Source organism: Paenibacillus sp. 2RAB27, assembly GCF_052115445.1.
Classification (GTDB): Bacteria; Bacillota; Bacilli; order Paenibacillales; family NBRC-103111; genus Paenibacillus_E.
In genome coordinates, this window is record NZ_JBFRGR010000047.1 from 1 (window position 1) to 13326 (window position 13326).

The following is a 13326-nucleotide window of genomic DNA, read 5'->3' on the forward strand; positions in this document are numbered from 1 at the left end:
TACAGCACTTTTGCTCAAGAACGTGACAGGTGGAACGAGCGTCTTCATGAAGGAATTAAGCGTCAACGCTTTAGAAGAAACCCTATCCAATACCTCAAAGATATTGAATCGAGGGCTTGTGCGTTAATTGGTCAGTCGTAGTTTTTTTTACGATATTGAGAATGATCGTTCTCATTAAAAAACAAGTATCGAGTCAAACTCGCTTACCGTACTTACTACGTATCAAAACGCAGACCGAATAGCTTCAAGAAAACAAAACAATTTCATAAACAGACTACAATAAAAGGAGCACATGAAAATGAATATTTCTCAACAAGTTGCATTTGTCACTGGCGCGAACCGAGGTTTTGGTCGCCATCTTGCCCTTGAACTTCTATCCAGAGGGGCTAAGGTGTATGCCGGAGCAAGAAATCCGCAGTCCATTGACATTCCCGGTGCAATTCCTGTAAAGCTTGATATTACGAACCCTCAAGAGGTAGCTGCAGCTGCTATAGCCGCTCAAGATGTAACGCTTCTGATCAACAATGCAGGATCGGCTACAGGCGCTACTTTGCTTGACGGTGATCTCGATCAAATTCAGTTGGAATTTAATACGCACTTCTTTGGCACATTATCCATGATTCGCAATTTCGCACCTATTCTTATTAATAATGGTGGAGGATCCATACTGAATATCCTTTCAGCATTATCATGGTTCAGTGGTGGKGGGAGTGAAGGCGCTTATTCGGCTGCAAAGGCGGCTGCGTGGGCAATGACGAACGAGTTGCGCTTAAATCTGTATCCTCAAAATGTGAGAGTAGCTGGCTTGCATGTGGGCTTTATGGATACAGACATGACGTCAGGCGTTGAAGCTCCGAAGTCCAACCCTGCTGATATTGCAAAAATTGCAATTGATGGAATAGAGTCCGATAGCTTTGAAATTCTTGCTGACGAACCGAGCCGTCAACTCCAGCGTGCTCTCGCTGGCGGTGTAGCTGCTATTTACCCACAGCTTAAATGATGAGCAAAACTGTACTAATTACCGGAGCGTCGGGCGGAATTGGAAAAGAGCTGGCGGATCGTTTCACCAAAGACGGATACGACTTGGTGCTGGTCGCACGCAGCGAGGACAAGCTCGTGGATCTCGCGAGGGATCGGGAAAAGTACCGTGTCCAAACGACATACATCGCCAAAGATGTTGCGTTACCTGGCATGGCGGAGGAAATCTACAGGGAGCTTAAAGAAAAAGGGATCACCGTCGACTTTCTTGTTAATAATGCGGGCTTCGGCTTGTACTGGGAATTCTTGGAGACACAGCTGGAGCAAGAGACGAATATGATCGACACGGGCTAGCCACCTCAAAGCTGTTTAGAAGCGGCGTCATGGAGGTTGGGCAGGTGGCTGATATAGGATATCGCGAATTCGCGGGGCAAGACTTTAATCATAACAGGGGGCGCAACAAGTTCATGGCGTTCTTGCCGCGGTTGCTGCCTCACAAGCTCATGACAAATGCGGTCTGATCCGCACTGGCTAAAGTGGAGCGATAATCGAAAGAAACATTGGAGTTAATAAAATAAACTCAATTCAGAGAGGGGTTTTTAAAATGGAAAAACTGTGGAGCAAAACGAAAATTGGCAACCTGGAATTACCCCATCGGTTAGCGATGGCACCAATGACACGAAGTAGAGCGCAAGAGGATGGTACGCCGGGAGAGCTAACTTCCCATTATTATGCTCAAAGAGCATCGATGGGTTTAATTATTACTGAAGGCACACAACCTTCTGATGATGGTCAAGGTTACTTAAGGTCACCGGGTATCTATACGGAAAAGCATATTGAAGGTTGGAAAAAGGTTACGGATGCGGTACATGAAGCAGGTGGATTTATATTTATCCAATTAATGCATGTCGGTCGTGTTTCGCACCCCGACAATACACCACATCATCGTCAACCCGTTGCACCATCTGCGATCGCACCTGGTGTAGAAATGTTTACGGCTAAAGGGATGCAGGAAATACCCGTTCCAAGAGAGTTAAGTGAAGAAGATATCCAGACGACAATTGCAGACTTCCGGAAAGCAGCAGCGGCAGCTATTAAAGCAGGAGCTGACGGCGTTGAAATTCATGGAGCAAATGGTTATCTGATTAATCAATTTATTGGGGAGAATTCTAATACACGATCGGATAAATACGGTGGATCGATAGAGAACCGTGCTCGCTTTGCAATTGAAGTAACGAAAGCAATCGTTGAAGAAATTGGAGCAGAACAAACAGGCTTCCGTATTTCGCCGGGAACACCTCTTAACGGAATTGATGAGGGCGAACACGGTCCTGAAGTTTATCTTCACCTTGTAAAAGAATTAGCTCAATATAATTTAGCTTACCTCCATGTTATGCATTTAGGGGACGAAACACTGCTCCGTGAAATTCGCAACATCTGGCCAAATCCATTATTAGTCAATAGAGCTGGACGGGCTCTAGAAGATCTTAGTGTAGATATTGATAATGGCCTTGCTGATATGGCGCCAGTCGGGGTATGGTCATTAGCTAATCCGGACTTAGTTGAACGTATTAAAGAAGGCTTTCCTTTGAATGAAGCAGATCGTAAAACATTGTATTCTGGTAACGGAAGCGAGGGTTACACAGATTATCCTACGATGAAAGAACTCAACAACAGTAAAGAATAACATGGATATTGCTTTATGATGGCGTGCAAGTTAAAGTGCGCCATCAATTTTTCCAATAAACGAATGTGGAATTAAGATAGATGAGAAAAGKAGAAGATGAAGAATTGAAAGCAGCACAAATGGAAAAATATTCTAAACAAATCCAATTAGAAATAAACAATATAAAAATACCGGAAATCAATAACCATGAGGTTCTTATCAAAGTAAAAGCTGCAGGTGTAAATCCCTTAGACATTCTTATTTTAAATGGTAGTATTCGCATGATTGCCGATTATGACTTCCCCTTAACTTTAGGAAACGAACTATCCGGCGTTATTGAGGCTGTTGGAAAAGATGTTGTGAAATTCAAGGTTGGAGATCCCGTTTATACGAGGCTGCCAATAAATAAAATCGGAGCTTTTGCTGAGTATGCGGCAGTCCATGAGGATGCGATTTCCGTTATGCCTAAAAATCTTTCTTTTACTGAGGCCGCCGCAGTACCCCTCACGGCTTTGACTGCATATCAAGCCTTGCATGATGTACTTCATGTTCAACCCGATAAAAAACTATTTATTCCTGGAGGAACTGGCGGCTTTGGTACGATGGCTATCCCGATTGCCAAATCGATGGGGTTATATGTGATTACGAGCGGCAGTGAAAGAGGGAGATCACGTACACTGTCCATCGGCGCTGATCAATTCATTAACTATAAAGAGGAAAATTATTTTGATTTGCTATCTAATATCGATTATGTTATCGATACATTGGGGGCAAAAGAAATTAAAAAGGAACTTGCTATTCTCAAACCCMAAGGGAAATTGGTATCATTGAAGGCTTTACCCAATTACCGCTTTGCTGCTGAAAATAACTTTCCAATATGGAAAAAGCTATTGTTTGGTTTAGTAGGTGCTCGTTTAGATCGATTAGCAGTTAAACAGAATAAAGAATATCGCTTCTTATTCGTGTCCGCCAATGGCAGGCAATTACAAAAACTGACGAAACTAGTTGAGGATGAAGATATTAAACCCGCTATAGATTCAGTTTATAATTTTGATGACATTAACATGGCTTTAAATAAAGTTTCTACTGGTCACTCCGAAGGAAAAGTGATAGTAACCTTTTAAGGAGAGGATATATGAATTTTGGAAATACGCTCGAAAGGTGCCTTGGCATAAGACTGCATTCACGCTTCGTAGCATTTGGCTGATTACTGAGGGAAGAAAGAACGATTGTTCAATAAAAAAGCGACAGTCAAGGACTATTTTCACGTCCATGGCTGCCGTTGATCTAAATAATATGGTCAGTCTAAGACTTATTTAACGAATTGTGACGCGAAAAACCGCATGGTTTCAATGTATCCAGTCTGAAACTTTAATTTCCCACAACGCGGTGCTTTTTAATCTACTTATAGAGATAACGATTGGATAGCTCTTGAAATGCGATGCGGTGGAACTTTTTCTTATCAAGCATCAATTTCTGAGCCATTTGCGTGTAGATTCGCTTATGCCGAGGGTTCGGAGAGCTGTCCCCAGCCTGTTCCAAAGCGAGTGCCATCATGGTTAGCTCCTGACCGTCGAAGGCGTCTATCACATTTTGGTATATCAGTTTTTTCGCCAGCTCGCGGTACATTCTGGACTGAAACCGACTCTCCGTCTTCTTTGACCATTGCACCAAAACGTTCATAATAATCAGTTTGTCGTTTAATGTTAGCATGATTTTGGCTTTTGTGCAGCGCATCTAAGTTACACTCCTTTGTTCTCGATTGGCTGAAGCAATTATCGAGAGCAGGAGCTACAGGAGGACGCAGCGGCGGAGCATGTGACCAATTTAAGTAATGTCGGGTCCGGCAATGCCATGACATTACGCTACACTGTATCATAGCATCGGCTTTATCAATCAGCACCGCTTTGCAATTGCTTCCCGAATACGAAGGCTTCGCTTTGCCATCTTTGACACTAGCAGCCAAAGGCAACAGCGAGCCTATAGCTGATGCAGACGGAGGCAGCGTAGGTTCCGATGACGGCATAGTCGGGATCGTTTCTCTTCCCGGAAATTGGCTTGTTTGTGCAGACATAAATTTATTCGACGAATTCGTGATTGCCGATTGATGACCTTTTTCTGATAAAGGCGGCGCAGGCTTCAGGATTGATTGAGTTTCAGCGGTGTATGAACCTCCCGCAGTCTCCAAACGGCTCGCAACAGGCAATGAGGGGGCAGTCGAAGGTGCTATGCCCGAAGGACCAGCTTTCGGGATCGGCGATTTATCCGCAGAGGCGCTCTCAGCGGGCGAAATAACCAAGTCCAACACCGGCTGCACACCTTCCACTTCCGCGACCGGCCTCAGCGTGTCCGTCATCGCTTCAGCGATTGGCTGCACAACATTGTTCGTCAGCTCCTCAGCCGCTTCCACGATAGGCTTCAGCGTGTCCGACACCGCTTCTGCGACCGGTTGCACAACATTGTCCGTCAGCTCCCCAGCCGCTCCTGCGATAGGCTTCAGCGTGTCCGACACCGCTTCTGCGACCGGTTGCACAACATTGCCCGTCAGCTCCTCAGCCGATTCCACGATAGGCTTCAGCGTGTCCGACACCGCTTCTGCGACCGGTTGCACAACTGTGTCCGTCAGCTTCCCAGCCGCTTCCACGATAGGCTTCAGCGTGTCCGACACCGCTTCTGCGACCGGTTGCACAACTGTGTCCGTCAGCTCCCCAGCCGCTCCCGCAATAGGCTTTAGCGGGTCCGTGACCGCTTTTGCGACCGGTTGCACAACTGTGTCCGTCAGCTCCCCAGCCGTTTCCGTGATAGGCTTCAGCGTGTCCGTCAACGCTTCTGCTATCGGTAGAGCGATTTTATTCAATGGCTCAATGGAATCCAAGACCCCTGTAGCATGAGCTAAATGGATTCCTACCAAAAAAGGCAATGCAAGCAAAATCATTGTGATGACGAGGCCTTTCAAAAGCTTTCACCTCTCTTTGCAGTTAAGGCGAACCCCTTATGGAAACATTCGCCATTTATCCACAAGTTTCCTGTAAAATGCATCCAAATTGAGTCTTTGGATCTAAAAGTAGCACTTTTGTGCTATCAGTCATAACCACTCACCCGTAAACGGGTCGACTAGCTCTTTCATCGTTAACCGATGAGCTGGGGGTTTCAACAGCAGTAGCTGAAGAACCAAGCGAGTATCTCTATGCATTGGACTGGCAGCACGAGTCTTTTCTTTATAATCCGTACTTGGAAAAAGATCCAGAAAGCGGAACAATATCGTTTTATCCAGACGGTTCTGCTTGCAACCTTCTTTATTGGCTGGTAAGGCATACGAGTAAAAATGTCATTGCCCTAACGAGAAACGTTTGTTCAATACACATCAACGGGACTTTTTATTTAATCGGATCAAGTTCTTGTTAATTGGCAATGACAAGAACTTGATCCGATTGCCAACAAGATTAAAAAGGCGCGCTCAGCTAAAGGGCAGATTTGCGCAACATATTCTCGCCGTTTTCGTAAAAGAATGTAAATAAAACTTTGAAGGAGGTAAAAATATTAAATCCAAAAAAATTTTAATTATTACTCAGACATTCATAATTATTGTTTTGATTGTCTTCATTTTTGTGTTTGTAAATCAATCAAATAAAGTGAACGATACTGCTACCAACTCAGTTATTTTTCATCTTGACAGAGCTGACCTTGAACGAGTTGATAAAATGGTAACAAGATTTAATGAGGGGCAAGGAGACAATCTAATGATTATAGAACCAGGAATGGATAGCGGACCAGCCATTCATGATGTAATTTCAAATGGTAAAGAAATAAATTGGATAGTTGATAACTCACGAGATGCATGGAGTACAGACAAAGGCAAGACGGAATATGTCTGTAAATTGATTCGAATACACGAAAGAGATAGTGATTATATTGATGTTGAATTATCAAAATGTAAAAATTACAAGGATGATGACCAACTTAGAATTCTGTCTTTTAGAAAAGAAAAGTTGTAACTTGAAATGGATGAAACTAACGGTGAACTTTAGTTTTACTTAGAACCGTCGTTTACAATCGTGTGTTTCATTAAGCAAGGAGATTGGTGTAATGGAGAGTATATCAATAGAAGAACTATATGAACTATGTGTCGATACGATAAAGAGATGCGGAACTTATTTGATAAACTCTGATGATTTGGTGATTGAATATAACATCTTTGAAGAGTTCGATATAGGTGCTATATCATTTTTACACACAGACAACTTAAAAAAATTAGTCGGAGAAGGGCTAATTAGTGTTGATATAATGCGTAAAAGCTCAACTTTAAGAAATGAATTTTTAGCAATTCAGCAAGGTAAAGAATGGAATATTAATGCGGTGCGGCACTCATCTCGGTGGAAGGAGATTCTTGAACTTGCAGATGAAATCAATTCAATGGTGGTGCGTTACGTTAATGCAGAACGATAGTTCAATAGACAGCAGCAGTCTAAGACTTTTCAAGTCCTAGCCTGTCGCTGTTTAATTTTTAGGGCCATTCCCCATTCTACCACTATACATTCCCAAGACAGTTCTCTCGGGAGGCGGTCTCTTCTTACCACTCCTATTCCGAATCCTCCAGGCCTCCCGCCGGGATCTGGTCTACCGTCGTCTTCAGTAACCGATATTGTCCAGGCGTACTCCCCATGCGCGATTTGAACAGCTTGCTGAAGTAGCTGACGTTGGCATAGCCGATTTCACGGCAGATGTCCTCCAGCGAATATTTGGGCTGACGCAGCAGTTCACAGGCCCGTTTGATTCGCAGATGAATCAAATGGTCGTTGATCGTTGTACCCGTTGTTTCCTTGAAAATACGGCTCAAAAAGGACGTGCTTCGCTGCACGTGACCGGCAACCGTCTCAATCGTAATGTTGTTATTATAGTTCTTCTCCATAAATTCGGTGGCAAGCTGCAAAGTCATATCATTCAGCTTCAACCGCTTCTCCCGATTGTGCGCAATGATTTGGGTGCACATCTCCATCAACCGTGCTTCCATATCGCGAAGCGTCTGGATACCGGACAGCACGAACGGTCGATCACCGAGTACAGCGGTCATATCTCCACCGGTTTGGACCAGCGTTTTTACAATCTCTCCACTTAATTGAAAGAAGAGTTGCTGCACGTTGGCTTTCCCTAGCCTGCGTGCGGTTACCTCATTCGTGATACGGTTGATCGTCTCCGCACATTCGTCCTCGTTCAATTGAAGCAGCGCTTGAAGCAGCTTTGTCTCTAACTCGTACGGGTAAAAATAAGTCTCTTCATCCTGCTTCCAAGAGCTAACGATCGTATAGGGTACGATTTCGCCTTTGCCGACATACATTTTCAGGCTGAGCGCTTCGACGGATTCTTCATAGGCGGTTTGAGCCGAATACACATCTGTGTGGATGCGGCTAAGTCCAATCGTTGCAAGGATGCCGTAGCGGTTCTTCATATTTCGCTGTAGCTTCCTAGCAAGCTCAATCGGAACCTCGTCTTGATTGGCAGGAACAGCAACAATAATGATGATGATGCGTTCATCGTCTCGAGCGAAAATTTCGCCGTCGATTTCGGGTCCGAGCTCTTCAATCAAGCCATATTGAAATAGATGAAAATGGAGATTGCCAGTCGAGTCATTCAGTAGGGATTGCTCCTCGACCTCGATCGTCAAGATAGCAAATCGTTCAAAATTCAGTTTTAACCCTAAAAGCTCAGCTGCATCCTTCTCTAGCCCACTGCTTTGCTGCGAAATCGCCCGTCCCTTGATGAGATCGCTCAAATATTTCTCTTTGATCGCGGAACGGTTGTCGCCAAGCAACGTTTCTACCCGTTCCTTCTCGCTTAGGATGGTTTCACGGCTATGGCGAAGCCGTTCGAATGCCTGCTGAATGAAGCTCGCTTCATCGGCGGCCAGCAAGGAGGCCTCTGGGCTTGCTCTATCGCCGCCACTAATATAGGCGATAACGCTTTTGAGTGGCCGGTATAGTCGTTGTGAGATGTAGAACAGCAGCAAAATGGCAACAGTGACATAAATAGCGGATATAGCAGCCACAATCATTTTTATGCGGCTCAGCCCCTCAAGCAGGACGGATCGTTTGGTCAAATTGACAAACTTCCAGCCTGTCACACTAGAAGTGGTGTAGGTCACGATCCACCGTCGATCGTCGACGTATGATCCGCTTCCAGGAGTGGATAGAACGCTTTTATCCAGCTTCCCGATTAGCGCTGCCGCTTCTTCCGTTTCACTGTAGAGAGGTTCGCCTTGGGAACCGAGGACAAGCGTCAGCCCCTTTTTATTATGATAATGGCTCAAATATTCTTTGAAGAGCAGGTCAAGCTTCAAATTGATCACGATGGCCCCATCAACCGGACCAATGAGCGGCATTTTCTGCATTAAACTGGTGGCAAGTGTCCCCTTTATCGCATTGCCAGGACGATTAGTCAGCCACACGGTCCGGTTCGCGGTGTCTTCACTCATGACCGTCATCCAAGAACGGTCGGTGAAGGAAGATAACGAGGACATTTTCATATCGGAACGGGAGGTCAGAATGAGATCAAGTTTATTGTATACGAGATAAATGGAGTCGATATAAGGACTCAGTTTCTGCTGTTCTTCCAAGAATCGTGTCAAGTCAATGAGTGAAGACACGCTTAGCTTATCGTTTATTTTGTGATACAGGTAGGATTGGGTCATGACCATGCTCGAGGCGATATTCTGTATTGCATTCAGTTCTTTATGAATCAGTTCCCGCTGCTGCTCCATGATGGATTGATTATATTCAATCGAGTTCTGAATGCTGGTATCGGCAGAAATCGTATAGGTGACCGAGGAAATGAGGATAACCGTGACAATGACGATCGCCGTCATCGATAACAATAGTTTGACGAAGAGAGATCGGTTGCGAATTACTTGAAGACTAGGCATCCAGACCCTCCTTTCGTAGTGTTAGCGTTTTCAATATTGGGTGGATATCGTACTCAGCACCAAGCAAATTATAGCACAGAATGAAATAAGGGGAAGGCGAGAGGCGAAAAACATACGAAAAATCGGATAACATAATGCGATACAACCAGCCACGGAAAGGAAAAACATAACAAAAATCGAATGAGATGATTGTGTAGTTGCGTGCCACGGGATATCGTAAAGGATGTAACCGTTCCCAATTCCCGGCCGGGGTAGAGCATGTTAAGGAACGGAATTCATGATGTGAACCAGGGGGAGATTATTGTGCCTATCTATAAAATGAAACCAGTCGCACTCACCGTCTTAGCAGCCAGCATGGCAGCAAGCGTACTTAGTGGGTGTTCCACAGAAAAGAATACAGCTTCCGTATCGAGTCAACCGAGTAGTGCTGCAAAACCAATTGAAATATCGTGGGGCATTCAATTCCAAGCGCCGGCGGTCGTTGCCGATACGCCTGTGCAGAAATGGCTTGAACAGAAATTCAATATCAAAATCAAGCCAGTTAAAGTAACCGACGCTAGTATCGCTTCCGGTGACGTACCGGATGTGTTCATGCTGGGTGATCCATCGAACGTATCTGCCTACCAAGCGCAAGGTGTCTTAATGGATCTAGATCTCAATATGGTGAAAGAGAAAATGCCCGAATACTATAAAGATGTTGAGCAGTCGAAGGCGCTGTTCCAGACAGTAACGTTTGGCGACAAGCTCTGGGCAGTCCCGATGTTTATCGATTTGAAACCTTATGATCTTACGATGTTGTGGCGCAAAGACTGGCTCGACAAAGTCGGTATCACCAAGCTCCCGGAGACCCTCGATGAATTCGAGCAGGCGGCTTATGCGTTCGCCAAGAAGGATCCGGACGGAAACGGCAAGAACGACACCTACGGCTTGACCGGTACGGCAACGTCGACTTGGTCGACAGGCTTCTACTCGATATTTGGTGCTTATGGCGTTCAACCAACGATGTGGCACGAAAAGCAGGGGCAGATTATGAACGGCTCCATCATGCCGGAGGCGAAGAATGCTCTTGAGAAGTTGCGTAAATGGTATGCTGACGGCGTGATCGATCCGGAATATATTACGGATACACAAGATTCGTACCGCAAGAAGCTGTACAACAATCGAATTGGTGTGATTGAAGAACAAGTCGGTAAAGCAGCGCTCGCGGATGGTGCCACAAATGTAGCTATGAAAGACATCAATCCGAATGCTAAGCTCCAACTGGGTAAAAATCCGAAGGGCCCTGGCGGCAGCGGAAGCTGGGACTGGGGAGTAAAAAGTAATTACATTGTGCTTGGCAACAAGGTGAAGAATGACCCAGCTAAATTAAACAAAATTTTTGAAATTTTGAGAGCAGAGAGCAGTGACGAAGAAACGATCAACATGACGAGCTTGGGCGTAAAAGGAACACAATGGGATTTTGTAGCCAGCGGAGCGACTTCAGGCGCGACGAAAGTTTTAACCGGCTTCGAAAAACAAGAACAGCGTGATGCGGTTGGCATTCGATTGTTCTCGCTGGGCAATATCACGACGCGGACTTACCGGGATAAATATTCCAATCCGCAGATGAACGAAGCCGTTCGCACCTATTCTTCCGCACCAAACCAGACAGATGCGCTGCTGTTCGCTGCGCTTCCGTCAGATGGCAAATATAAGAAGGATTTGACGGCGCTAACGCAAAAATATTTTGCCCAAATTATTAGTGGAGAATTGCCGCTTAGCGATTTCGATAAGTATGTGGCGGAGTGGAAAGTGAAGGGCGGAGACGAGCTGACCAAGGAAGCTAACGACATGTACCAGAAGCAGTTCAAAAAATAATCAGCTTGAGAAGCGAATCCGAATCCTCGGCCGCAAGTCGTTCGCCGCTGCCGGGGAGGAGTCGCAACTGGCCCTGAGGAAGTGCACATGACATGAAAACGATTATGAAAAATAGGGAGCTGTTTGCGCTCTATCTGTTTGCTTATGCCTTTTTTCTCGTATTCAAATATGGCCCGATCTACGGGGTGCTGATCGCTTTCAAGGATTTTCGCGTCATCGACGGGATATGGGGCAGTCCTTGGGTGGGCTTTAAGCATTTCGAGGCGCTATTTCATTCGGCCGATTTCTATCGGTTGCTGAGTAATACGCTGCTGCTGAATCTGTATTTGCTGCTGTTTGCTTTTCCCGCACCGATCGTGTTAGCGCTTTTGCTTAATGAAATCAGATCCCGCTTTTTTCAGCGCTTCGTGCAGATGACCATGTATTTACCGCATTTCGTTTCGTGGGTCATCATGTCCGGCCTTGTCATCTATTTCCTGTCGCCGACCACGGGCATCGTTGCTGAGATCGTCGGCTGGTTCGGTGGGAAACCGGTATTTTATATGGGGCACAAGGAATATTTTCGCTCCATTGTAGTTGGTTCGGCCATTTTGAAGGACATCGGCTGGGGCTCGATTATTTATTTCGCAGCGCTTTCGGGTATTAATCCCGAACTGCATGAATCAGCTACCATGGATGGAGCGAATCGCTGGCAACGTTTGTTTCATATTAATATTCCGTCGATTATGCCGACGATTGCGATTATGTTCATTCTCAGCTTAGGCGGCTTCTTGAGCGCAAACTTTGAACAAATTATCAACTTGCTCAATCCGGTCACCTTTGAAACAGGAGATGTGATTGACACTTACGTCTATCGCGTAGGACTACAGCAATTTCAATACAGTTATACGGCTGCAATCGGCTTGTTCAAGTCGTTAGTAGGGTTGCTGCTGATTCTGGGGGCTAACTTCACTGTGCGCAGACTAAGCAAGGGAGAAAGCGGCTTATGGTAGGAGGATTTGCAACATGAGGATTGGAAACTGGCAGGATCGCTTAAGCGTCAGCATCATTTATATCGTACTTGGCATACTTGCTATTATTGTCGTCTACCCATTTATTCACGTACTGTCGGTTTCGTTAAGCGGTAGGGGAGAGGCGCTTCGCAGCGGCTTTCACTGGATTCCGAGGGATCTGACCTTAACGCCATACAAGGAATTGCTGACCTATCCGTTCATCTGGAAAGGGTACGGCAATACGCTGTTCCGTATGGTCATTGGCACAGCGCTTACATTGATCGTTACCGTATGCGCAGCCTACCCGCTGTCTCGCAATGAAATGCCATGGAAGCGGGTTTTGGTACTTCTCCTGCTCTTTACAATGATCTTCGACGGTGGAATCGTGCCGAACTATCTGCTTATGAAGGAGTTGCATCTGCTGAATACGCGGTGGGTTTACGTGCTGCCGAGTGCGGCAAATGCGTTCCAGGTATTAGTGATGATTTCGTTCTTCCGCTCGATTCCAGATGCGCTAATCGAGGCAGCACGGATTGATGGGGCGCGTGATCTGCGTATTCTTACTCGCATTATTTTGCCGCTATCTGTCCCGGTATTGGTTACGATCGGTCTCTGGTCGCTTGTGCATCACATTAATGCTTTTATGGACAATTTACTGTATGTGACCGATCAATCCAAATTCGTGTTGCAGCAGATTGTCCGGCAAATTCTGATTGAGAACAGGCTCGATCCGTTTACGACGGCTGTGAATGAAATTCCGCCTGCGCCAGAGAGTTTGAAGATGGCAGCAGTAATCGTATCCGCCCTTCCAGTGTTGGTGATGTATCCTTTCCTGCTTCGTTATTTCGAGAAAGGTACAATGATTGGTTCGGTGAAGGGATAATGCAGTCCTGAATACGTCTCTCCAGTGACAAGTA

At 45.6% G+C, this 13326-nt stretch carries 13 protein-coding genes; 11 read left to right on the forward strand and 2 right to left on the reverse strand.

The genetic code is table 11. From position 1 onward, the window contains the following. Positions 1 to 298: 298 nt before the first annotated feature. From AB4114_RS32350 to AB4114_RS32370, 5 genes are all read left to right on the forward strand, one after another. Positions 299 to 1000 (forward strand): SDR family oxidoreductase, encoded by a 702-nt coding sequence (locus AB4114_RS32350; protein ID WP_441992099.1) that lies wholly within the window; start codon positions 299 to 301, stop codon positions 998 to 1000. Further along, positions 997 to 1332: an SDR family NAD(P)-dependent oxidoreductase gene (locus AB4114_RS32355; protein ID WP_441992100.1), complete on the forward strand. Its 336-nt coding sequence runs from the start codon at positions 997 to 999 to the stop codon at positions 1330 to 1332. The genes AB4114_RS32350 and AB4114_RS32355 overlap by 4 nt, the downstream gene beginning before the upstream one ends. Positions 1333 to 1376: 44 nt before the next feature. Beyond that, on the forward strand, positions 1377 to 1499 hold the full coding sequence (locus AB4114_RS32360) for a hypothetical protein (RefSeq protein WP_441992101.1): 123 nt from the start codon (positions 1377 to 1379) through the stop codon (positions 1497 to 1499). 83 nt (positions 1500 to 1582) lie between these two features. After that, positions 1583 to 2665: an alkene reductase gene (locus tag AB4114_RS32365; RefSeq protein ID WP_441992102.1), complete on the forward strand. Its 1083-nt coding sequence runs from the start codon at positions 1583 to 1585 to the stop codon at positions 2663 to 2665. Positions 2666 to 2769: 104 nt separating this feature from the next. Continuing rightward, entirely contained in the window at positions 2770 to 3768 is a 999-nt protein-coding gene (locus tag AB4114_RS32370) for an NADP-dependent oxidoreductase (RefSeq protein ID WP_441992103.1), read from the forward strand. Between the two features lie 377 nt (positions 3769 to 4145). Here the strand turns inward: AB4114_RS32370 and AB4114_RS32375 are convergent, their stop codons facing one another. Then, positions 4146 to 5600: a hypothetical protein gene (locus AB4114_RS32375; protein ID WP_441992104.1), complete on the reverse strand. Its 1455-nt coding sequence runs from the start codon at positions 5598 to 5600 to the stop codon at positions 4146 to 4148. A 185-nt stretch (positions 5601 to 5785) separates the two neighbouring features. Between AB4114_RS32375 and AB4114_RS32380 the strand changes: the two genes are divergently transcribed. From AB4114_RS32380 to AB4114_RS32390, 3 genes are all read left to right on the forward strand, one after another. Beyond that, positions 5786 to 6049 (forward strand): DUF2716 domain-containing protein, encoded by a 264-nt coding sequence (locus AB4114_RS32380; protein ID WP_441992125.1) that lies wholly within the window; start codon positions 5786 to 5788, stop codon positions 6047 to 6049. Between the two features lie 227 nt (positions 6050 to 6276). Next, entirely contained in the window at positions 6277 to 6639 is a 363-nt protein-coding gene (locus AB4114_RS32385; protein WP_441992126.1) for a DUF4362 domain-containing protein, read from the forward strand. Positions 6640 to 6730: 91 nt separating this feature from the next. Further along, positions 6731 to 7090: a hypothetical protein gene (locus AB4114_RS32390; RefSeq protein WP_441992105.1), complete on the forward strand. Its 360-nt coding sequence runs from the start codon at positions 6731 to 6733 to the stop codon at positions 7088 to 7090. Between the two features lie 133 nt (positions 7091 to 7223). On the opposite strand, the gene AB4114_RS32395 is transcribed toward AB4114_RS32390, so the two are convergent. Further along, complete coding sequence (locus tag AB4114_RS32395; protein WP_441992106.1) at positions 7224 to 9560, reverse strand: helix-turn-helix domain-containing protein; 2337 nt, start codon at positions 9558 to 9560, stop codon at positions 7224 to 7226. Between the two features lie 303 nt (positions 9561 to 9863). Between AB4114_RS32395 and AB4114_RS32400 the strand changes: the two genes are divergently transcribed. The 3 genes from AB4114_RS32400 to AB4114_RS32410 all read left to right on the forward strand — a co-directional run bounded on the left by AB4114_RS32400 (position 9864) and on the right by AB4114_RS32410 (position 13292). Next, positions 9864 to 11417, forward strand: a complete 1554-nt coding sequence (locus tag AB4114_RS32400; protein WP_441992107.1) for an extracellular solute-binding protein — start codon at positions 9864 to 9866, stop codon at positions 11415 to 11417. Between the two features lie 92 nt (positions 11418 to 11509). Then, a complete protein-coding gene (locus AB4114_RS32405) occupies positions 11510 to 12409 on the forward strand; it encodes an ABC transporter permease (RefSeq protein WP_441992108.1) in 900 nt (299 codons plus the stop codon). Positions 12410 to 12422: 13 nt separating this feature from the next. After that, the gene (locus AB4114_RS32410; RefSeq protein ID WP_441992109.1) at positions 12423 to 13292 is read left to right on the forward strand and encodes a carbohydrate ABC transporter permease; all 870 of its coding nucleotides are present in this window, start codon (positions 12423 to 12425) and stop codon (positions 13290 to 13292) included. Positions 13293 to 13326: the final 34 nt, after the last annotated feature.